The sequence below is a fragment of the Paenisporosarcina indica genome, assembly GCF_001939075.1.
GTDB classification, from domain to species: domain Bacteria; phylum Bacillota; class Bacilli; order Bacillales_A; family Planococcaceae; genus Paenisporosarcina; species Paenisporosarcina indica.
Genome location: NZ_MPTA01000006.1, coordinates 161,177 through 182,708, shown reverse-complemented (window position 1 = coordinate 182,708; position 21,532 = coordinate 161,177). Strand labels below are relative to the sequence as shown.

The window sequence follows — 21,532 nt, the reverse complement described above, 5'->3', positions numbered from 1 at the left end:
GGTGATAAAAGTGCCTGAAGATAAAGAACTCATTAAGGAAATCCTGAATGGTAGTCAAGCAGCAATGGAAGTGTTAACGCGAAAATACTATAAAACTATTTTTTCTTTTGTATACAGAAAAGTAGGAAATAAGGATATAGCGTATGAATTAACTCAAGAAATTTTTATAAAAATCATTCAAAGAATACAATCGTATTCGGGTAAGGGGAATTTTAACAGTTGGTTATTCACTATAGCTATTAATCATTGTAGGGATTACTGGAGGAGCGCTGATTATAAAAGAACCTCCATACAATCTGAGTTACCAGAAACCATTACAAGCGAAAAAAGCAGTGTGTCTTACATATTTGATCGAAAGCAATCGAGAGAACAAGTTAAGTGGGCAATCAATCGTCTACCGGATTATCAGAAGGAAGCTATCATTTTAAAATATTTTCATCAAATGAAGATAAAGGGGATTGCTGAAGTGACTAATACCAATGTGTCAACAGTCAAATCCAGATTGAAACAAGGACTCGGGAAATTAGCCAAACTCTTGGATCGAGGTGAGGAAGATGCGAAACAGAATAATAGATAATTTGGCTGATACCAAGGAATTAGAAGAATTAGAGAAAGAGTTAGGATTTATGTTAGACGAGTATGATGTAGAGTATCCAAGCGAGTCAGAGATGATGAGGACTATTAATGCGATAAGACCTCATGTACCAATTAAATTGAATAAACGGAAAGTTATTTTTGAAAACATCTCTTCGATTATGAAGCATTCCTATCAAGAGGTCTTTAATATTAGCTCGTTATTTTGGGTATTGAATAGCTTATTTCTATTTTTGGGTCTGGTTGCAGTATTTGCAATGGAACAAAGTCCATATGCGATCCTGATGCTCTTTGCTCCTATTCCTACAATTACAGGCTTATTAGAAGTGTTAAAAAGCAGAAATGCGGGAATGGCCGAACTTGAGATGTCATTGAAGTTTAGTTTACAGGAAATCATCTTATCTAAACTGGTGGTTGTAGGTGGTTTTAATTTAATTATTAATATGATATTTACGTTTAGTATTTCTAACTTCTATCAAGAAATCTGGATTTGGAAATTAATGCTTTATTGGATTACACCATTTACTGTTATTACTGCAGTTTCTTTATTAATTGTGAATAGAATTCGAAATTCCTATTCAATAACGGCTGTTCTTGTGAGTTGGATTGGAATTGGGATGCTACTTAACCAGACACAATTTGTTAATAAAATCGATAACATGCCAGCAACGATTTTTATTCTGATTACTGTAAGTGCAGCTGGATTTATTATTTTCCAGATGAAACAAATGTATATAAGGGGTCTAACTTATGAACTTAACCATTAACAATGTTTCTAAAAACTTTAAAAACAAAAAAGCATTAAATTATATAAATTTAGAGTTAACAACTGGAGTTTATGGCATTCTTGGAGCAAATGGGTCCGGAAAAACAACCTTAATGCGAATTCTTGCAAGTGTGATGAAACCAAGCTCTGGCAAAATATTGTTTAATGGAAAAGATATTGCTTTGATGGATCATGAGTACCGTGATTTAATCGGTTATCTTCCACAACATGTGGGGTTATACAAAAATTTCACAGCTGAGAAATTTCTAAAATATATTGCGTCATTAAAAGGATTGTCAAAAAAGGAAGCCAATGAAAAGGTAAATGAAGTGATGAGTTTAGTTGGGCTACTGGATCATCGAAAAGAAAAAGTAGGTAAATTTTCGGGTGGAATGAAGCGAAGAGTAGGGATTGCTCAAGCATTATTAAACAATCCAAAAATATTAATAGTCGATGAACCAACTGCAGGGCTTGATCCAAAGGAAAGAATCAGGTTCAGAAATTTAGTGTCGAAAATTTCAGCAGATAGAATCGTCTTATTATCCACACATATAGTTTCAGATATCGAATTTATTGCAAAAGAAGTTTTAATTTTAAAAGAAGGTCAACTGATAAAGAAAGAGACGCCACAAAAACTCCTTCAAGGAATCGAAAATAAAGTATGGTCAATTTCCGTTGAGGAAAAAGATATTTCTTATTTTCAAGAACACTATCAAGTTGGAAACATTATGCGTGACCAGGACAAATTTGAATTGCGAATAGTAAGTGATTCGAAGCCATATAAAAATGCTGAAAATGTGGTTCCTAATCTTGAAGATTTATATCTATTCTACTTCGAGGAGGTAGCCATATAATGCAACTTTTAAAGTTTGAACTGTACAAGCTTTTCAAACAGAAAATCATTTATATTACTTTTTTTCTACTAATAATATTTTCCACAGGTTTTACTTTTGAAACGACTACTGATTCTGAAAGAGAACTTTATAAACAATGGGAAGGTTCAATAACGGAGGAAACACTACAACAAGCGGAGATTGAAAGCAATAAAATAACAAAGAAAATAGAAGGATTAGAGTTTGGCATACCTTTGTCCGAAAACGAACAAATTAAGTATGGTATATACGAAAACATTGCATTTATTCAAGGTTCTCAAAGGAATCGTGAAGAAAAATTAAAACAACTTGAAAATGAAAACAACTACAACACGAAACTTGAACAAGAAATGATAACAAAAGTTGATAGACCTTATTTTTCTTACAGTAAAGCACCGATGGAAATAATCGATTACGCTAGTTTTTACGCTATTTTTATAACAGGTGCAATGCTTTTAATCGGACTTTCCAGCATTTATACAAACGAAACTAGTTCAGGTACGGATAACTATATTCTGAGTTCAAAAAAGGGAAGAAATTCATTAGCATGGGCAAAAATTACTGCTTCTCTTATTTTTACTGTGATAGTGGTTTTGGCTTGGGAAGTATTTAATATAGGAATTAATTTTATTAAATTTGGTATAGGTGATTGGCAGACACCTATACAAAATATGTTTAAATATTTCTTTTCACCATATGGTTTGAACATGTTTGATTTTCATTTAATTCAATTAAGCACGCACTTATTAGCTGCTTTTTGCTTTGCACTACTGATCATACTCGTTTCCTCCGTTTCTAAAAACTCTTTGATTTCATTCTTGATTAATGGAGTAATTTTCGCGATACCAATTATGTTCGTGGAAACGGTTATGATGCCAAACTGGTTGAGAGATGTATTTAGCTTTTCTTTTATCTATCTCATGAAAGTTGAATTTTTGTTTGAAGGCTTTAAAACAGTAAATCTATTTGGTTTTCCAGTTATATATCCAATTTTAGCTGTTATATGGATGATTGTGATGTCTATAGTTTTTGTTATGTTAACATTACAAGTTATTAAAAATAAGGAAGTTATGATTTAGTGAGGTTCTTATCAGTGGCTTTTCTTCAACTACTTTTGCCCTCAAGTGCCAATATCAATCCAAAAAATATAATGAGAAAAACACTTAGAAAAGTCTGAGTGTTTTTTTATATGCTTTTCCCGCAAGAAAAATTACTGACTAGGTTAAAAACAGAAAAGCACCGCTAAAAGCGATGCTAGTATGATTGTTTATCAATATTTTATTGTTTGCAAAAAATTACGTTATTTCACTTTTTTTTTTCTGTTTTGGGACCAAATTGCTGAACGGGTAATTAAATTGATGTCGAATTATTTATTTTTCTGTTTCTTGATATTCAATTACTGCTGCGCCTAAAGTTTTTGCAGCAATTAACATGGCATTTTCATCGAAATCAAATTTCGGGTGATGGTGGGGGTACACTTCTCCATCTGGCATAGCTCCTGTGAAGAAGAAAGTTCCTGGCACTTTTTCTAAGTAATAGGCAAAGTCTTCGCCACCCATATGTTGTTCGGTTTCGCGAACTTCCTTAATATCAGGTATTTGTTCTGCAACATCTTTTAATAAGAGCGTTTCGGCTTCATGGTTAACAACTGCACTGTAGCCTCGAACATAAACAAATTCATATGAGCAATCATTCGCAAGACAAGTTCCTTCAATCACGCGTTCCAATTCTTTTTCCAATAAATCACGCACTTCCGGATTAAAAGAACGGACTGTTCCAACTAACTTGGCAGAATCTGCAATGACATTAAATGCATTGTTTGCGACAAATGATCCAACAGAAATAACGGCAGATTCAACTGGGTTCACTCGACGAGAAACAATTTGTTGTAGATTTGTTACAACCTGCGCTCCAATTACAATTGCATCTTTTGTTTGATGAGGACTTGCTCCATGACCACCTCGACCTTGGATCGTGACTTCAAAACGGTCAGCCGCTGCCATGACAGGACCTACGCGGTATTCAACCGTGCCCGATGGCGTCAATGACCAAAGGTGAGTTCCGAAAATTGCATCGACACCTTCTAAACACCCAGCTTCAATCATTGGTTTTGCTCCACCTGGTGCATATTCTTCTGCATGTTGATGAATTAATACATATTCACCAGAAAGTTGTTCACGCATCTCAAATAATGTTTTTCCCAGCACCAGTAGAGTGGCTGTATGACCATCATGTCCACAAGCATGCATCACACCCGGAACTGTTGATTTGTATGGTACGTCCTTTTCGTCTTGAATTGGTAAGGCGTCAAAATCCGCTCGTAAGGCCACTGTTTTTCCAGGGAATACCCCTTTAATTCGCGCCACAACACCATTTCCACCAACATTAGCTGTATATTCCACACCTAAATTTGCGTAAAATTCTTGTATGTATTTCGCTGTATTTGTTTCATGAAAAGAAACTTCTGGGTGCATATGTAAATGGCGACGAATGACTTGCATGTCTTCAAATGCTGCATTAAGTTTCTCAAATAATTGATTTTTCATTACTAATTCTCCTCGTATATCGTAGTAGTTTGAATTTTTGTTATTATATCATTTGTATTCACTTCGAAACAATGTAAGTTTAGTAGACCATGAAATCCGTCTTGGGATGGAGACAGAATCTCTCTAGCGAAAGGCGTTTCTTTTTCAAAAACAGATAAAATAAAGCTAGTAGGTTATATGAGATAGGTGGGGAATTTATGAAACGGCTTTTTTAAACCGTGTTTTTTTCGTGGATTAGGAGCAGTTTTACTGCGAGTTTATTTGGAATGCAAATGCAATGATCCATGGGCATACTCACTGTAGTTCTCAAACGAATTATGACCTTAATATAGGAAGAAGATAAACAATACGAAAAAAAAGGTGACATTCCGTTCAATTTCGAACGAAATGTCGCATTATTAATTTAAACACGATAAAATAAAATGTAGTACTCAAGCCAATCTAATATTGGATTAATGATACCTATACCAGACATACCAACCTGTCTCTTTATTTTTTGCTACAAAAATTTGACCTTCAGAATTACTGGCACTAACATCATCCCATTTTGGAAAGTCTATTTGTATTAACCAAGACTTATTCGCCACTTCTTTCCCGCAGAGATTTTTAGCTATTTCATAATAAACATCTACAGTAGTATCATCAACAGTCTTTGGTAAAGGCATAACGGTAGTGACGATCCATTCCTTGTAGTTTTCTCCATACTCGTCTCCTTTGATATAGGTATCAGGTATCAAGAAGTCTAATTCATTTACTAATTCTTCTTGATTGTCGATGGAAGTTTCTACTAAGTCACTTTCCTTTGGACAACTCTTAAGCTTTTTCTCCAGCGTGGCTGAATCAACCTCTGTTTGAACAAACATAAATAATGAAACGAATAAAAATCCAATTATTATTAAGGGAAGAAATGCATTCTTCATAATATCAACTCCTGAAATTATGGTATCCAATTAAATATTATTAATGCTAAATGCATAAAAAAAACCACCAATTAATGGTGGTTAGGATAACAGGATATATGAAGAAAGCTGAATCTTGTTTAATTGGCATCTTCATTTTTTTTGGCTGTTGTATAAGTAGTAACATACGAGGCACTCGAAAAAATATTAGGTCGTTGATCTAATCCCTCATCGGACCCACGTTTCTCATGTGCTTTGTTATACGCTTGTGATGATTGCCAAGCTTCAAATGAACTCGGTCCTGTCCATTCGGTCAAGATAATATAAGTATCGGCCTTAATGGGACGCAATACGCGGATGGCGATAAATCCAGGTTCATTTTCAATCGCACGTGCACGATTGCTGAAACGCTGTTCAAAAATTGGTCGACCTTCATCGGAAACAGGAATGTTATTAAAAACGAAATAGCCTTGCTCGTTTAATTCCCCAGAGGAATCGAGTACTTCGTATTTACGAGGTGTTGAGAAAACAGTCTTTCCGGTAGTTTCATGTAGTAATACCGTATTGCCTTCTCCGTGTAAAACCACCATTTTTTGATCGGCGTGTTTTTCCTTTAAAGAGTTCATGAATTCAGGTGTTCCAGAAGTTAAGTAAATATTCATCAAAATCCCCCCATATCTATACATACAGTATATTATTCCCCAACCAAAAACACTCGAAACAACTCTATGTCAAAAGAGTGTCCCCTAATCAAGACAATTCTATGACATTTGCACCTGAAATCTATACAATAGTGTAGAGAACGTCTATATTTAGAACGAATATAAAAAGAAAAGTGCAGAGTACCAATCTAGCCCAACGTCGGTGCTGGGGGGACCGATGCGAAAACTTTCTTTCGTATGAGGACCAGAAGCTTAGGTGTGAGCTGGTACTCGGAACTAGACATTAACCCAAAAATACGTTTTGTTGAAAGGTAGGAACCAGATATATGAGAAAAATTAATGACACATTTTTGCGTGCAGCAAGAGGCGAGAAAGTGGACTACACTCCAGTATGGTATATGCGTCAAGCAGGACGCTCACAACCGGAATATCGTAAAATTAAAGAAAAATATTCGTTAGAAGAAATTACGCACCAACCTGAACTTTGCGCATATGTCACTCGTTTGCCAGTTGAAAACTACGACGTAGATGCGGCGATTTTATATAAAGATATCGTGACACCGCTTCCCGGTATTGGCGTGGATGTGAAAATCAAAGCTGGCGTAGGTCCAGTTATTTCAAATCCGATTCGTACAGTACAGGATGTAGAGAAACTCGGAGAACTTTCTCCACAAGATCACATTCCATTTGTTCTTGAAACGATTAAAATTTTGACGGAAGAGCAGCTAGATGTACCATTAATTGGTTTCTCAGGCGCACCGTTCACATTAGCAAGCTATATGATTGAAGGCGGTCCTTCAAAAAACTACAATAAAACAAAAGCCTTTATGATATCCGAACCACAAGCTTGGTTTACCTTAATGGACAAGCTAGCGGACATGATTATTGTTTATACTAAAGCACAAGTTGATGCAGGAGCAAAAGCAATCCAAATTTTCGATTCATGGGTCGGTGCTTTGAATATTGAAGATTATCGTATCTTCATCAAACCAGTCATGACACGTATCTTTACAAGTATTCGTGAACTTGGAGTACCAGTGACAACATTTGGTGTTGGAGCAAGTCACTTAGCAAAAGAGTGGCATGACCTACCTGTAGATGTAGTTGGACTAGATTGGCGTTTATCAATTAAAGATGCTCGTGCAATGGGCTTGACGAAGACTCTTCAAGGGAATTTAGATCCTTCCTTGTTGCTAGCGGATTGGTCAGTTATTGAAGAACGTGCGAAAGAAATCGTGGATCAAGGAATTGCACACCAAAATCATATCTTCAACCTAGGTCATGGTGTATTCCCTGAAGTGAACCCGGATGTATTAAAACGTTTGACGACATTTGTACATGAATACAGTCGCGAACAAATGAAACTGAAATCGTAAGCTTACAAACATTTTTATTAAGACTAATGAGGTGAAGAAGTTGTCTAAGATAACAATGGGATTACTCGTTATGGCATATGGCACGCCATATAAAGAAGAAGACATCGAACGTTACTATACGCATATTCGTCATGGTCGTCCACCAAGTGAAGAAGCACTTGAGGACCTACGTAGCCGCTATAAAGCAATCGGCGGAATTTCTCCACTGGCGAAAATTACGCAAGACCAAGCGGAATCTTTACGTGACCGTTTGAATGACGTACAAGATGAAATCGAGTTCAAACTATACATTGGTTTAAAACATATCGAGCCTTTCGTGGAAGATGCCGTGGAGCAAATGCATAAAGATGGAATTACTGAAGCAGTATCTATGGTATTAGCACCTCACTTCTCAACGTTCTCGATTAAATCGTATAACGGACGTGTGCAAGAAACAGCCGATAAACTTGCTGGTTTAAACATCACGTCTATAGAAAGTTGGTACGATGAACCGAAATTCATCCAATATTGGACTGAAAAAGTTCAAGGAACATTCAATGAGATGTCGGCAGAAGAACGTGCAAAGGCTTGTTTAATCGTTTCTGCCCATTCTTTACCTGAAAAGATTATCGCAAATGGTGATCCTTACCCGGATCAATTAAAGGAAACAGCTGATCTGATTGCACAAGCTGCCGGAGTCGAAAACTATGAATTAGGATGGCAAAGTGCCGGTCAGACACCTGAGCCATGGATTGGTCCTGATGTCCAAGATTTAACCAAAGAACTGTTTGAGAAAAAGGGCTATAACTCTTTTGTTTATACACCAGTTGGATTTGTTGCAAACCATCTGGAAGTCTTGTTTGACAATGACTATGAATGTAAAGTCGTCTGTGATGAAATTGGTGCAAACTACTACCGACCTGAAATGCCCAATACACAACCTTTATTTATCGATGCAATGTCTGATGTTGTATTAAAACATTTAGGTAAGAAATAAGGAATCCTAATCCGAAAGTGATGATGAACGTGTCTGGAGAGAAACGAAAAGTAGCGGTTGTTGGAGGCGGGATAACCGGTCTTGCAGCTGCTTTCTATTTACAAAAAGAAGCAAAAGAAAAAGGCTACCCACTCGAAGTATTCTTAATTGAGGCTTCACACCGACTTGGAGGGAAAATCCAGACGGTACGAAAAGATGGGTTTATCATCGAACGTGGTCCTGATTCATTCTTAGAAAGGAAAAAGAGCTTTGGGATATTAGCAGATGACCTAGGAATTAGTGATCAGCTCGTAAGCAATGCTACCGGACAAGCGTACGTCCTCGTAAATGAGGAATTACACCCGATTCCTGGAGGGTCTGTAATGGGGATTCCAACTCAAATATCTCCTTTCATCTCTTCTGGTTTGTTTTCATGGAGTGGGAAAATTCGTGCGGCGGGAGATTTTGTTTTACCAAAATCATCGGCAAAAGGCGATCAATCAGTTGGTCATTTTTTACGGAGACGTTTTGGCGGAGAAGTAGTTGAAAACCTGATTGAACCTTTATTGGCTGGGATTTATTCCGGTGATATTTACAAGTTAAGTTTACAAGCAACTTTTCCACAGTTTTATAAAATGGAACAAGAACATCGAAGTTTGATTGTAGGAACGAAAAAAACAACGCCAAAACCATCTAAAAACAAGCCAAAAGATGGTGTTTTCCGTACCTTTAGAAATGGTTTGGAAACTGTTGTTGAGGCGATAGAAGCTCAGCTAGAACCAGGTACTGTTATGAAAGGTGTTCGTCTAGAACAATTAGAGAGAGTCGGCGAGAAAGTTAACATCCGATTAAATAATGGTTCTGAAATGTTGTTAGATGGACTTATTTTAACAACACCGCATCTCGCGACTCTTCCATTATTTGAAGAGCACGGTTTGTTATCTGGACTTAAAGATATGCCTGCAACATCTGTTGCGACTGTAGCCATGGCTTTCCCTGAAAGTGCCGTAGTACAAGAAAGAGAAGGAACTGGTTTTGTTGTTTCTCGAAACAGTGACTATTCAATAACTGCTTGTACGTGGACGCATCGTAAATGGCCAACTACCACACCAAAAGGTCATGTGTTACTTCGTGGATACGTTGGACGTGCTGGTGATGAATCAGTGGTTGAGTTGTCGGATAGTGAATTAGAAAAAGTGGTTCTAGCAGATCTTCGAAAAACCACTAAAATTGATGGGGATCCTTTATTTACTGTTGTAACCCGCTGGAAAAAAGCTTCACCACAGTATGTGGTTGGCCATAAAGAGCGTATAGCAAAAGTAAAACAAGAAGTTCAACAAGCATTTCCTATGGTGAAAATAGCTGGTAGTTCTTTTGAAGGCTTAGGCTTACCAGACTGTGTAGATCAAGGAAAAGCAGCTGTTGGAGAAATGTTGGAAAATTTGTTTGTGAAATAGAATCTATCGTTTTGTTTTTCAACAATACATTTTGTATTAAAGGACTGGAACCAAGCAAATTTGCTTTCCAGTCCTTTTTCTTTTTTTTCAAGGGTTCGAAAATTATAATTAGTGTATATTTAAAGAAAAAGCGTTAGAGAGTTGGGATCGATAACAATGTTTAAGATTATGAAGTATTTAATTTTCATTATTCTCATTTATGCCTATGATGCCTTGCTTGGATTCATTATTTTTGATCATATTGGTTCTGATGGATTAATGACGATTTTTGTTAGCACAATTATTGCAACCGCCCTTGCAATCATTACAACTTATTACCTTATTAAGTTAATTGATAATCTGTTAGGTATCTAATCAAACGAATAGACTTGAATGGGCATTGGTATGAAAATCTATCCAATTAAAATTTCTACTTGTAAAATAGAAATAAATCAATTATGATAATGACTAAATGACTGTTGTGGTTTTTTGGTCATTCTTCGATTATAAGAGGTGATGTATGAATGGATCGACGACAGGAAATCTTGGAAGCTGCGACGAAATCTTTTTCCTTGTTTGGTTATAAGGCTACGACAATGGACCAAGTTGCAAAAATCGCTAATGTTGGTAAAGGAACAATTTACACGTTTTTTGCGAATAAAGAAGAATTATTTCATGAAATCGTCTTTACGATGATAAAAGAGATGAAGGCTAAAAAAGATGGTGTTATTTCTGAAGAACGAACATTCCAAGAAAATGCTCATCTAGTTTTAATGAAAATGCTAGAATTCCGGGAACATCATGCCTTACTAGCTAAATTAATCTCGGAAGAAAAAGAAATGAAAACTCCTGTTGTACAAGCCGTTTTGGTTCAAGTTGAACAAGAAATCGTGAAATATATTGCTGAAAACATCCAAACAGCTATCGACAAAGATGAAATCAAGCAAGTGGATGTCGAGTTAGTTGCATACCTGATTTTCAAAGCTTATATGGCATTTGCTGTAGATTGGCAGCTAACCCATAATGATTCGTTAACTGAAGAAAAAATTGTAGAAGTTTTTCAAGATACGATTTTTGCAAGTCTCATTAAGTGAGACTCTTTTTTTAAAAAAATATGACCAATTGAACAAATTGGTCAATAAGTTTTAGGAGGAAAAAGAATGTTAAAACAGGAATTAGTTAATATCATCAAAAACCGCAAATTATTAATCCCCATCATCGCAATTTTATTCATCCCAGTATTATATGCTGGAATGTTTTTATGGGCATTTTGGGATCCATATGCACAATTGAGTGATTTACCAGTAGCGATTGTTAATGAAGATACAGGTGCGGAACTAGATGGTCAATATTTAACGGTTGGGAAAGATGTAACGAAAAATTTAGTTGATAGTAAGCAGTTTCATTTTGTAGAAGTTTCTAAAGAAGATGCGCAAAAAGCACTGGAAAAACAAGACTATTACATGGTAATTGAGATACCGTCGAACTTCTCGCAACACGCAACAACACTTCTTGATGAGAATCCTCAAAAGTTAATAATTGACTATAAACCAAACGAAGGATTCAACTTTTTGTCTGCTCAGATTGGTGACACGGCAATGGAACGTATTCGTGCAGAAGTGAATAAGCAAATCGTCGCTAGTTACTCAGAAAAGTTATTTGATTCAATCACAAAAATGGGTGAGGGATATGGCGAAGCGGCAGATGGAGCGGGAGAATTATTTGTAGGTGCCGATAAACTTGCGACAGGTGCAACAGATATAAAGGGCTATTTGGAACAATTAGCGAGCGGCTCTGTAGAAATAGCTGATGGAACTAATGAATTATCAAAAGGCGTAGTAGCAGCACGAGATGGAGCAAATAATTTAACTGTTGGGCTTGGTAAGCTTGTTAATGGTACTTCACAATTGCAACAAGGTGCAGCTCAAACTTCTACAGGGGCACAACAGTTACAATCTGGCGTTTCCACTTATACAGAAAGTGTTACTCAAGTGTCGAACGGTCTTGAACAAGCGAATGTACAAGAGCAACAAATCATCATTGCTTTAAGTCAATTACAAAAAGGTTCTGTGACAGCCAATGAATCTGTAGAACAATTAGCAGGAGGATCTAATCAAGTAACGACAGGTATCGTTACTTTGGCAGAACAAATAGCACCAATTCTGGATTCCTTACCGCAAGAACAGCAAGATGCATTAAAAGGGTCACTTGTGCAACTTCAACAGGGAAGTGAACAAGTGTCTCTAGGATTAGGGACATTACAAGATGGAACTGAAAATTTAAGCAGTGGTCTGTCAGAAACATCAACGGGCATGAATAAATTAGCAACAGGCCACACAACCTTGGCTGATGGCTTAGAAAAAATAACTCAGTCCTCTCAAACTCTAAATGATGGTGCCACAGCAATCGCAACGGGGGCAGGTACATTATCCACCAAGCTAGTCGAATTACAAGAAGGACTTACCAAAAGCTCAACAGGTAGTGATGCACTGTTAAATGGTTTACAACAACTGGTACAAGGTTCAAGCCAATTGAATGAGGGTACTAATAATCTTGCATCTAAGTCTGGGGATTTAGCAGAGGGATCTACGGAACTTGTGGATGGCACTGCATTACTAGCCGAAGGTTCGGCAACTCTACATGATAAGCTAGCTGATGCATCTACTAAAACAAGTGAAGTGAAAACGAATGATAATACGATTGAAATGGCATCTGCTCCAGTAGAAGTGACCAAATCAGAAATTAATCACGTACCAAATTACGGAACAGGTTTTACCCCTTACTTTCTATCCCTTGGCCTATTCGTTGGGGCATTAATGATTTCAATTGTTTTCCCATTTGTCCAGTCAGCTATCCCTCCAACAAGTGGATGGGCATGGGCAACAAGTAAAATGGCTGTGTTAGGAATTGTAGGGATAACTCAAGCATTGATGGCTGTTGCGATTGTACTGTTTGGTTTAGATTTAGAACCGGTTAACCTTGGATGGTTTATTGCGACAGCGATCATTACAAGTTTTACGTACTTATCGATTGTTCAATTGCTAGTTTCTGTTCTTGGCGATAGTGGCCGATTTGTGGCCATATTAATTCTAATTCTTCAGCTCACTACTAGCGCTGGAACATTCCCATTAGAATTGCTTCCAAAATCTTTACAGGTATTTAATCAATGGTTACCGATGACATACTCAGTGCAAGGATTCCGATCGGCTATTTCTACAGCTGATCTCAACATGATTCAATGGAATAATGGGATCTTGCTCACATTCTTTATCGGTACTGCAGTATGCACAGTTACCTATTTCGTATATAAATTTAAACGCCAAGAATCAAACGTAAAAGAAGCATAAAAAAAGCCGTTCAGGAGATGTATCCTGAACGGTTTTCCTGTTTACAATGTATTACAGGATTCACATTTGTTGCCGTAACATTCGTGCTGTTCTTCAATCTTTTCTCCACACTGGGAGCACTGTTTGGCAGGTAGATTTTTGAAAAATTCAATGACGTTTTCTAACATCTGATTAACCTCCTCTTCAAACTGTACTAGTACTGATTGGTTATTTTATATTGTATTATTACAGATGAATTAATGTCAACACAAATGTAGAAAAATCATTTATAGTAAGAGTAGGACAATTAAAGGAGAGATTACCTGTATGTATTTTATCGATAACAAAGGCATCACTGATCCACGAATAAATTTAGCAATAGAGGAATATGCATTAAAAACAATGGACGTTGAGAAGGATTCATTTTTTCTGTTCTATATAAATGAGCCTGCCATTATTATCGGCAAGAACCAAAATACAATTGAAGAAATAGATACGGATTATGTAGATATAAACGGTGTCCATGTTGTGCGCAGACTATCTGGAGGTGGAGCAGTTTACCACGATCATGGAAATCTAAATTACAGTTTCATCACCAAAGACGATGGCGATAGTTTCCGTAACTTCAAAAAGTTCACGCAACCAATTGTGGATGCGTTAAAGGAAATGGGTGTTGATGCAGAACTTTCTGGTCGCAATGATATTTTGGCTGGTGGCCGTAAGATTTCTGGAACTGCACAATTTACAACAAGAGGTCGCATGTATAGTCATGGAACATTGATGTTCAATTCGGAAATTGATGCGGTCGTTTCTGCATTGAAAGTACGTAAAGATAAAATTGAATCTAAAGGTATTAAATCGATTCGTAGTCGTGTTGCCAATATTACGGAGTTTATGGACAAGCCGATGACTATTGAAGAATTTAAGTTAACATTGCTTCATTCTATTTTTGGTGGAAAAGAACATGTTAAAACAATTGAATTAACGGAAGAAGACTGGGCAAATATTAAAGAGTTATCGAAAGAACGTTATGGAAATTGGGATTGGAACTATGGCAAATCACCTGCATTTAACATGTCACATTCTGAACGTTTCCCAACTGGTGGAATCGATGTTCGATTACAAGTAAAGAATGGTGTTATTGAAGATGCTAATATTTATGGGGATTTCTTTGGAGTTGGCGATGTCGCTGACATTGAAAAACTATTAGTAGGTGCTACATACGACAAATCAGCCATTGCTGAGGTACTAGGTGATATCGAACTTACAACGTATTTAGGTGGCATCACAAAAGAACAATTCCTTCAATTAATTTATTGAGCATTCCACGTACCATACTTTCAGAGTCTGACTTCGGTCAGGCTTTTTTTGTGTATATTGCGACGTCTCGTCGAGCAAGAGTGGCACTAAGCACTTATCTTAAGTACAATTAAGAAAAAGAGTGAAGGGGGAGGCTGACATGGTAGCACAACGTATTTTTATTGTCGAAGATGATCCTAAAATTGCCTCGCTACTTGCCGATACATTACGTAAATACCATTACGAAGTACATACGGTACAGGACTTCGATTTAATATTAGAAGAGTTTGAGGAGTTTGATCCGCACTTAATATTGCTGGATATAAATCTACCCTCTTATGATGGATATTACTGGTGTCGGCAGTTCCGTACAAAAACAACTTGCCCAATTTTGTTTATCTCGGCACGGTCTGGTGATATGGACCAAGTGTTTGCTCTTGAAAATGGAGGGGACGACTTTATCACGAAACCTTTCCATTATGAAATCGTGCTAGCGAAAATAAGAAGTCATTTACGACGAACGTACGGAGAATATGCGACAAAACAAGAAGAACGAACAGTAAAATGTGGGAAATTATATTTGTACCTGGAACGAATGGAATTGCACACAGCAACACAAGAGATTCCATTGCAAAAAAGGGAATGCACAATCTTGGAACTGCTCATGAATCAATCGCCCAAAGTGGTAACACGTGAACAATTACTTGAAGAATTATGGGATGATCAAGCATTTGTGGATGAAAACACATTAAACGTCAACATGACACGTGTGCGGAAAAAGTTACAAGATTATGGGATTACTTCAACAATTGAGACAGTGCGCGGAGCGGGATATCGCTTAGTGTTGAGCACTGAGGAATCGTCATGAGTTTCAAGTTGTTTATCAGAGAACACGCAGCCTATGTGATCTTCCAATTCATTATGGTGTTGTTTATTATGCTCCTGTATTGGCTTGATGGCTTCCGAAATATTGATACGGCTGTGTACTCAATCGTTATTAGTACATTACTGATTGTGTCATTTTTATTTGGTCGATATGTTAAAAGATATTCCTACCTCAATAAGATATTGTCGCAACCTAAAGAAATGGAAGCGGCTTTACAGCGTAATGGGAAGTCGCCGGAACAACAACAAGTCGAAGATTATTTACAAAGCCTATATCGCTTATATCAAAATGAAGTACAAACACTGTATGCCAATCAAAAACGTCAATTGCAATTTATGAATCAATGGGTTCATCAAATGAAAACGCCAGTGTCTGTCGCTGAACTCCTTCTGCAAGAAGAAAGCTTTGATAAAAAAAGCATGCAAGAAGAGCTAGATCGTATGAAGCGAGGGCTCGACTCAGTATTAATGAATGCACGCCTTGATACCTTTGAACAAGATATGCAAGTTGAGCTAGTGCATTTAAAATCACTCGTGTCTGAGGTAGTGTCTGATCATAAAAGACTATTTATTACCAATCATGTCTATCCGGTTATAGATATTGAGAGGAAATATATTATTCCAACTGATGCAAAGTGGATGAAATTTGTCATCGGTCAGTTTATTACAAATGCAGTAAAGTATACGTTCGAAGAAGGCAAAAAAGTACAGATCCGGGCAACTTGTCAAGAAGGAGATGTATTGCTATCTGTCCAGGATGAAGGAATTGGCATTCCGAGTACGGATCTTCCACGGGTTATGAAAGCCTTCTTTACCGGCGAAAATGGGCGTAAGTCTGGTGAAAGTACAGGGATGGGATTATATTTAGCCAATGAAATTTGTTATAAGCTCGGACATGAATTAATGATTGAATCGGAAAAAGACAAAGGCACAATCGTTTCGATATTATTTCATAACCCAGAAGTAAAGAGGGGAGGAGTACCAGAAGATGACAATCTTGAAAATGGACGAAGTAACAAAAGTGTACGAGGGGAAAGTCACACATCGAGCGATTAACCAGCTTAATTTTGAAGTGAAAAAGGGCGAGTTTGTTGCTGTGATGGGACCTTCAGGAAGCGGGAAAACTACTCTTTTGAATCTAATATCAACGATCGATTCAGCTACTTCCGGTATGATTACAATTGATGGGCTTAGTCCCGAAGAAATGACGAAAAACGAGCTGGCTCTTTTCAGACGGAGACAGCTCGGTTTTGTCTTCCAAGATTTTAATTTACTACAAATGCTTACAGTAGAAGAAAATCTAGTACTGCCTTTAACGCTTGATGGACTTCCCATTAAAGAAATGAAACGTCGCATCGTGGACTTAGCGAAAAAACTAGGCCTGGAACAAATCCTTGAGAAAAGGCCAAATGAAATTTCGGGTGGGCAAGCACAGAGGACAGCCATTGGGCGAGCATTAATACATCAGCCCGCGATTATTTTGGCCGATGAACCTACAGGTAATCTAGATTCGAAAGCCTCAAGAGATGTTCTGGAATTACTGGTTAAAGTAAACCAGGAACAAAAAACAACCATTTTAATGGTCACACATGATCCGATTGCTGCAAGCTATTGTGACCGTGTCATATTTATTAAAGACGGTGAGTTTTTTAATGAGATTTACAGCGATGAACGTAGGCAAACCTTTTTCCAACGAATCCTAAATGTATTGTCTTTACTTGGAGGCAATGTCAATGACCTTTCGACAATTCGCTTACCGTAATGTAGTACGTAATCGTCGTATTTATGCTGCATTTTTTATGGCGAGTATGTTTTCAGTTATGGTATTTTTTATGTATTCTATGTTGATGTTTCACCCCAAAATTGAAGATGAGTTTTTACGTGAGTTCGCCGTATCAGGAATGATCGTTGCTGAAATAATTTTGTATATATTCACCTTATTTTTTTATTTTATTCGATGAGTGCTTTTTTACAGGCACGTTCGAAAGAGTTTGGATTACTGTTGCAGCTTGGAATGGAAAAGAAGCAACTTAACAAATTGATTTTCCTGGAAACTATGTTAATTGGTGCAGTTTCAATAGCGACGGGAATTCTTTTTGGCTATGCATTCTCTAAATTTTTCTTTATGATTATCAGGGAATTATTGCAGTTGGATAGTTTGCCTCTTTATATATCTTGGAAACCATTCACTTTAACAATGTGTGCATTTTTTAGTCTTTTTGTCATTATTGCGATGACGAGCGTCGTGTTTATTCGAGACCAAAAAATAATTGAACTTATTCGAGGGAATTGGAAAACAGATGAAATGCAAAGTTTTTCAACGGTGAAAGCGGTACTCGGTATTGTCATGCTGCTTTTTGCATATGCCGCTGCTGCTTTTACTACGATGAATGTGGTGAAAGCACTATCCATTATTTTGCCCCCTGTTGCTGCACTGGGGACTTATTTCTTCTTTACTCATAGCGTGATGTTTATTCTTCATCAAATGAGAAAACGTAAATCTTTGTATTGGCACAGATATCGTTTAATTGCCGTTTCAGAAGTCTCGGTAAAACTAAGGGAAAATGCACGTATGTATTTTATCGTGACGATTGTTTCAACCTTTGCCTTCCTATCGGTGGGAACTTTGACTTCTTTGTCTTCTTACACAGGACAGTTTCGGGAATTAAATCCACTAAGCTTAATCTATTCAAGTGAATTAACAAATCCTTATGAATCCGAACATATTTCATTAATTCGAAAAGAATTAGAAGAGCAAGGAATTTCCTATACACTTGTTCCTTTTGTCATTAAGCAACAAACATCTTCATACTCACAATATAAAGTAAACATTTTAAGAGAATCTGATATCAACAGTTTGGCGATTGCACTTGGTTTACCACTTATCAGTTTAGAAGCGGGAGTGGGCATGTTTATTCCGTATTCAGAGGAATCCATAAAATCTCTTGCAAATCGAGAGATACAAACTGTATTAGAAGAAAGTAACATTCCAGTTCAAATCAAAGGTGTCTATCCACAAATGCTCTTTCCTTCAATGGTTATCGGCTCAAATATTATTGTTGTCAGTGATGCTGATTATGAATTAATTTCTGAACCCCTAGAGGGCAGAACAGCGATGACTTCTTCTTTTAACTTTTACGCATTTCATGTTGCTGCATGGGAAAGAACAAAATCAATCGGACTTTCCATTGATACACAAGTGACAAATTCTATCTACAATGAAGATTATACAAATCTTCCTTTTTACTTCGAAAATCCAGGTTTTAATTATTCTATAATTCGTGCGACGTTTTCACTGTTATTATTTACAGGCTTAATGGTGGCTGCAGTATTATTGCTTGCGGCAGGTAGTTTTGTGTACTTTAAATTGTATACGGGACTAGAACGAGATAAGCGTCAATTTGATGTGTTAAAACGTATGGGGTTAACCGATCGAGAATTAATTAAGATTGTAAATCGACAGTTGCTCCCTCAGTTTTTCTTGCCATGGGGTATTGCAATGCTGCATAGTGCATTCTCATTTTTATCACTCCAAGTCATCTGGAGTAATTTGGCTGAGGTATCCATATTAAGCGATATGATTTTAGTGTTAGTTGGATTTACGTTTATTCAAGTCGTTTATTACTTCCTAATTCGATGGCGCTATATTGCACATGTACGAGCATAATCTGCGACGAGTAACCGCAGGAGCATAATCTGCGACGAGTAACCGCAGGAGCATAATCTGCGACGAGTAACCGCAGGAGCATAACAAGAAAAGCGGAAGTGCCGCTCTAGCCTGAGGCTGGTGTTGGAAGGGGCGAAAGGCGAATACTTCGCCTTTCTAATCCCATAAAGGGGCCAGTAAGCCGGCGCTTGGAGCTAGACTTGGTAACGTAGGAACTTTTACGCTTTCTCATTATTTTGAAGACTGGATACTCGTTGTATTGTCAGAACATTTCTTATATAATGAAAGTATTGAATAATGAATGACTATTCATTCAATACAAAGGGGAGAAAAGAAATGAATTTAGTAGCTCGAGTTCATCAAACTGCTATAGAACAACCAACCAAAACCGCGTATTCATTTATGGGAAAAGATACATCTTTTGCAGAATTTGATCAATCCATTTCACGTTTTGCTTCTGCTCTACGTAATTTAGGTGTGGAAAAAGGGGACCATGTTGCATTCTTACTTGGAAATACTCCACACTTCTTAATTTCGTTTTATGCAACGATGCGTTTAGGGGCAACCGCAATTCCAATTAATCCGATTTATACACCAGATGAAATTTCGTATATTCTACAAAATAGCGATGCAAAAGCAGTGATTGCACTTGATTTGTTATTGCCACTTATTGAAAAGGCAGCAGGAGCATTCCCAACAATTACTACATATGTAATCTGTGAATCTTCTCCGGATGTGGGGGAGAAAATAGCAGCTCTACCTGAAATTGTTCAAAGTAAAGTGAAAACGTTTAAACAGTTATTAATGTCTGCTTCGCCTGACGTATTACCTGGAGAAATTAAACCAGATGACAATGCTGTTATTTTATACACATCTGGTACAACAGGACGTCCAAAAGGGGCTATGTTAACGCATGAGAATTTATTCTCAAATGCACGTGATACAGCAGATTACTTAGGATTTAATGGTGACGATAAAGTGATTGCTGCATTACCTGTGTTCCATGTGTTTGCACTTACGGTTGTGGTAAATGCACCATTATTAAAAGGAGCAACTATTTTACTTGCTCCACGTTTTATCCCACAAGATATTTTCAATTTAGCAAAAGAGCAAAAAGCTACAGTCTTTGCTGGGGTTCCGACAATGTATAATTTCTTGTATCAATTTCCACAAGCAAACGTTGACGATTTCTCAACAATTCGTCTAGCGATTTCGGGGGGATCTTCATTACCAGTTGCACTGCTACATAACTTTGAAGATAAGTATAAAGTGCGTATTTCTGAAGGGTACGGTTTGTCAGAAGCTTCACCTGTTACATGCTTTAATCCTTTAGATCGTGATCGCAAGCCTGGCTCCATTGGCACGTCAATTCTAAACGTCGAAAATCGTGTAGTAAATGAGTTAGGCGATGACGTTGGGGTTAATGAAGTTGGTGAGCTAATTGTACGGGGACCAAACGTCATGAAAGGGTACTACAAAATGCCGGAAGAGACTGCTGCAACTATTCGTGATGGCTGGTTGTATACAGGGGACCTGGCAAGAATCGATGAAGAAGGATATATTTATATCGTTGATCGAAAGAAAGACTTGATCATTGTTGGTGGTTTTAATGTTTACCCACGAGAAGTGGAAGAAGTATTATTTGCTCACCCAGGGGTGGTAGAAGCAGCGGTTATTGGTTTGCCAGATATCGATTTTGGAGAAGCCGTTCATGCATATGTCGTAGTAAAAGATGATAGCGTAACACGTGAGGATCTACATGCGTACTGTGCAAAACATTTAGCTAAATACAAGCTTCCTAGACATTTCGAGTATTTAGAAGAATTACCGAAAAACACGACCGGCAAAATATTGCGTCGCTCATTAAAAGAACTTGTTAAATGATTGATGCACATCTATAAAATGAACAAAAAGAAAGGGGGATGAGCAAAGTGACTCAAGTCATTTGCACATCCCTTTTAATTTTAAGTGTTAGAAGGAGCAGCCATCAAACGGAAAACAAAGGCTACCAAGTTCGCTGCCTAGCTATCGATTCTCATGGTGTGTTAAATATGGACTCCGTGTGCACTTGATCAATCAACTGCGTTAATTGTTATGCTTTGTAAATTAGAAAATAGGTCCCGTTTAACCCATATGAATCAATATTTGTCAGGAAATAAAAAGAAAGCCACCCATTAAATAGGGTGGCTTTTCGTTTTATAACTTTCCGATAATCATGGACATGAAATTTTTAGAAAATATATGTCGAT

At 37.2% G+C, this 21,532-nt stretch carries 19 protein-coding genes and 1 pseudogene; 16 read left to right on the top strand and 4 right to left on the bottom strand.

From position 1 onward, the window contains the following. Window positions 1-10 precede the first annotated feature (10 nt). Genes GY23_RS14295 through GY23_RS14280 form a run of 4 tightly spaced genes read left to right on the top strand, consistent with a single transcriptional unit; the run spans window position 11 to window position 3,311 of the window. The gene (locus GY23_RS14295) at window positions 11-577 is read left to right on the top strand and encodes an RNA polymerase sigma factor (protein WP_084544151.1); all 567 of its coding nucleotides are present in this window, start codon (window positions 11-13) and stop codon (window positions 575-577) included. Further along, entirely contained in the window at window positions 555-1,361 is an 807-nt protein-coding gene (locus GY23_RS14290) for a hypothetical protein (protein WP_075619892.1), read from the top strand. Before GY23_RS14295 ends, GY23_RS14290 begins: the two co-directional genes overlap by 23 nt. After that, window positions 1,345-2,214, top strand: coding sequence for an ABC transporter ATP-binding protein (locus GY23_RS14285; protein WP_075619891.1), 870 nt, complete (start codon window positions 1,345-1,347; stop codon window positions 2,212-2,214). The genes GY23_RS14290 and GY23_RS14285 overlap by 17 nt, the downstream gene beginning before the upstream one ends. Then, the gene (locus GY23_RS14280) at window positions 2,214-3,311 is read left to right on the top strand and encodes an ABC transporter permease (RefSeq protein WP_075619890.1); all 1,098 of its coding nucleotides are present in this window, start codon (window positions 2,214-2,216) and stop codon (window positions 3,309-3,311) included. The genes GY23_RS14285 and GY23_RS14280 overlap by 1 nt, the downstream gene beginning before the upstream one ends. A 291-nt stretch (window positions 3,312-3,602) precedes the next feature. Here GY23_RS14280 and GY23_RS14275 read toward each other — a convergent pair whose 3' ends face one another. From GY23_RS14275 to GY23_RS14265, 3 genes are all read right to left on the bottom strand, one after another. After that, window positions 3,603-4,778 carry a M20 family metallopeptidase gene (locus tag GY23_RS14275; RefSeq protein ID WP_075619889.1) on the bottom strand — a complete coding sequence of 392 codons (1,176 nt, stop codon included), beginning with the start codon at window positions 4,776-4,778 and terminating at the stop codon, window positions 3,603-3,605. A gap of 452 nt (window positions 4,779-5,230) precedes the next feature. After that, the gene (locus GY23_RS14270; protein WP_084544150.1) at window positions 5,231-5,698 is read right to left on the bottom strand and encodes a hypothetical protein; all 468 of its coding nucleotides are present in this window, start codon (window positions 5,696-5,698) and stop codon (window positions 5,231-5,233) included. 119 nt (window positions 5,699-5,817) lie between these two features. Continuing rightward, window positions 5,818-6,339 carry an antibiotic biosynthesis monooxygenase family protein gene (locus tag GY23_RS14265; RefSeq protein WP_075619888.1) on the bottom strand — a complete coding sequence of 174 codons (522 nt, stop codon included), beginning with the start codon at window positions 6,337-6,339 and terminating at the stop codon, window positions 5,818-5,820. A 326-nt stretch (window positions 6,340-6,665) separates the two neighbouring features. On the opposite strand from GY23_RS14265, the gene hemE reads away from it, so the two are divergent. The 6 genes from hemE (at window position 6,666) to GY23_RS14235 (ending at window position 13,453) form a co-directional block, all read left to right on the top strand. Next, window positions 6,666-7,715: a uroporphyrinogen decarboxylase gene (gene hemE / locus GY23_RS14260; protein WP_075619887.1), complete on the top strand. Its 1,050-nt coding sequence runs from the start codon at window positions 6,666-6,668 to the stop codon at window positions 7,713-7,715. A 40-nt stretch (window positions 7,716-7,755) separates the two neighbouring features. Continuing rightward, window positions 7,756-8,691 carry a ferrochelatase gene (hemH, locus tag GY23_RS14255; protein WP_075619886.1) on the top strand — a complete coding sequence of 312 codons (936 nt, stop codon included), beginning with the start codon at window positions 7,756-7,758 and terminating at the stop codon, window positions 8,689-8,691. A gap of 29 nt (window positions 8,692-8,720) precedes the next feature. Further along, window positions 8,721-10,127, top strand: coding sequence for a protoporphyrinogen oxidase (gene hemY / locus GY23_RS14250; RefSeq protein ID WP_075619885.1), 1,407 nt, complete (start codon window positions 8,721-8,723; stop codon window positions 10,125-10,127). Window positions 10,128-10,283: 156 nt separating this feature from the next. Next, complete coding sequence (locus GY23_RS14245; protein WP_075619884.1) at window positions 10,284-10,481, top strand: hypothetical protein; 198 nt, start codon at window positions 10,284-10,286, stop codon at window positions 10,479-10,481. A 149-nt stretch (window positions 10,482-10,630) separates the two neighbouring features. Further along, the gene (locus GY23_RS14240; protein ID WP_075619883.1) at window positions 10,631-11,200 is read left to right on the top strand and encodes a TetR/AcrR family transcriptional regulator; all 570 of its coding nucleotides are present in this window, start codon (window positions 10,631-10,633) and stop codon (window positions 11,198-11,200) included. Between the two features lie 66 nt (window positions 11,201-11,266). Next, a complete protein-coding gene (locus GY23_RS14235; RefSeq protein WP_075619882.1) occupies window positions 11,267-13,453 on the top strand; it encodes a YhgE/Pip domain-containing protein in 2,187 nt (728 codons plus the stop codon). Between the two features lie 41 nt (window positions 13,454-13,494). Here the strand turns inward: GY23_RS14235 and yhfH are convergent, their stop codons facing one another. Further along, window positions 13,495-13,620, bottom strand: a complete 126-nt coding sequence (gene yhfH, locus GY23_RS14230; protein WP_075619881.1) for a protein YhfH — start codon at window positions 13,618-13,620, stop codon at window positions 13,495-13,497. A gap of 139 nt (window positions 13,621-13,759) precedes the next feature. Here yhfH and lplA point away from each other — a divergent pair, with 139 nt between their 5' ends. From lplA to GY23_RS14200, 6 genes and pseudogenes are all read left to right on the top strand, one after another. Continuing rightward, on the top strand, window positions 13,760-14,752 hold the full coding sequence (lplA, locus tag GY23_RS14225; RefSeq protein WP_075619880.1) for a lipoate--protein ligase: 993 nt from the start codon (window positions 13,760-13,762) through the stop codon (window positions 14,750-14,752). 139 nt (window positions 14,753-14,891) lie between these two features. Beyond that, on the top strand, window positions 14,892-15,599 hold the full coding sequence (locus GY23_RS14220; protein WP_075619879.1) for a response regulator transcription factor: 708 nt from the start codon (window positions 14,892-14,894) through the stop codon (window positions 15,597-15,599). Continuing rightward, window positions 15,596-16,672: a sensor histidine kinase gene (locus GY23_RS14215; protein WP_075619878.1), complete on the top strand. Its 1,077-nt coding sequence runs from the start codon at window positions 15,596-15,598 to the stop codon at window positions 16,670-16,672. The genes GY23_RS14220 and GY23_RS14215 overlap by 4 nt, the downstream gene beginning before the upstream one ends. Next, a complete protein-coding gene (locus GY23_RS14210; protein WP_075619877.1) occupies window positions 16,605-17,378 on the top strand; it encodes an ABC transporter ATP-binding protein in 774 nt (257 codons plus the stop codon). Before GY23_RS14215 ends, GY23_RS14210 begins: the two co-directional genes overlap by 68 nt. Beyond that, window positions 17,350-19,283: pseudogene (locus GY23_RS14205) on the top strand (FtsX-like permease family protein). The gene GY23_RS14210 and the pseudogene GY23_RS14205 overlap by 29 nt, the downstream one beginning before the upstream one ends. A gap of 336 nt (window positions 19,284-19,619) precedes the next feature. Next, a complete protein-coding gene (locus GY23_RS14200) occupies window positions 19,620-21,167 on the top strand; it encodes a fatty acid--CoA ligase family protein (protein ID WP_075619876.1) in 1,548 nt (515 codons plus the stop codon). Window positions 21,168-21,532 lie beyond the last annotated feature (365 nt).

Coding starts and splice junctions, on each gene's coding strand:
- GY23_RS14290 (WP_075619892.1), top strand. CDS start 555: ATGCGAAACAGAATAATAGATAATTTGGCTGATACCAAGGAATTAGAA.
- GY23_RS14285 (WP_075619891.1), top strand. CDS start 1,345: ATGAACTTAACCATTAACAATGTTTCTAAAAACTTTAAAAACAAAAAA.
- GY23_RS14280 (WP_075619890.1), top strand. CDS start 2,214: ATGCAACTTTTAAAGTTTGAACTGTACAAGCTTTTCAAACAGAAAATC.
- GY23_RS14275 (WP_075619889.1), bottom strand. CDS start 4,778: ATGAAAAATCAATTATTTGAGAAACTTAATGCAGCATTTGAAGACATG.
- GY23_RS14270 (WP_084544150.1), bottom strand. CDS start 5,698: ATGAAGAATGCATTTCTTCCCTTAATAATAATTGGATTTTTATTCGTT.
- GY23_RS14265 (WP_075619888.1), bottom strand. CDS start 6,339: ATGAATATTTACTTAACTTCTGGAACACCTGAATTCATGAACTCTTTA.
- hemE (WP_075619887.1), top strand. CDS start 6,666: ATGAGAAAAATTAATGACACATTTTTGCGTGCAGCAAGAGGCGAGAAA.
- GY23_RS14245 (WP_075619884.1), top strand. CDS start 10,284: ATGTTTAAGATTATGAAGTATTTAATTTTCATTATTCTCATTTATGCC.
- GY23_RS14240 (WP_075619883.1), top strand. CDS start 10,631: ATGGATCGACGACAGGAAATCTTGGAAGCTGCGACGAAATCTTTTTCC.
- GY23_RS14235 (WP_075619882.1), top strand. CDS start 11,267: ATGTTAAAACAGGAATTAGTTAATATCATCAAAAACCGCAAATTATTA.
- yhfH (WP_075619881.1), bottom strand. CDS start 13,620: ATGTTAGAAAACGTCATTGAATTTTTCAAAAATCTACCTGCCAAACAG.
- lplA (WP_075619880.1), top strand. CDS start 13,760: ATGTATTTTATCGATAACAAAGGCATCACTGATCCACGAATAAATTTA.
- GY23_RS14220 (WP_075619879.1), top strand. CDS start 14,892: ATGGTAGCACAACGTATTTTTATTGTCGAAGATGATCCTAAAATTGCC.
- GY23_RS14215 (WP_075619878.1), top strand. CDS start 15,596: ATGAGTTTCAAGTTGTTTATCAGAGAACACGCAGCCTATGTGATCTTC.
- GY23_RS14210 (WP_075619877.1), top strand. CDS start 16,605: ATGACAATCTTGAAAATGGACGAAGTAACAAAAGTGTACGAGGGGAAA.
- GY23_RS14200 (WP_075619876.1), top strand. CDS start 19,620: ATGAATTTAGTAGCTCGAGTTCATCAAACTGCTATAGAACAACCAACC.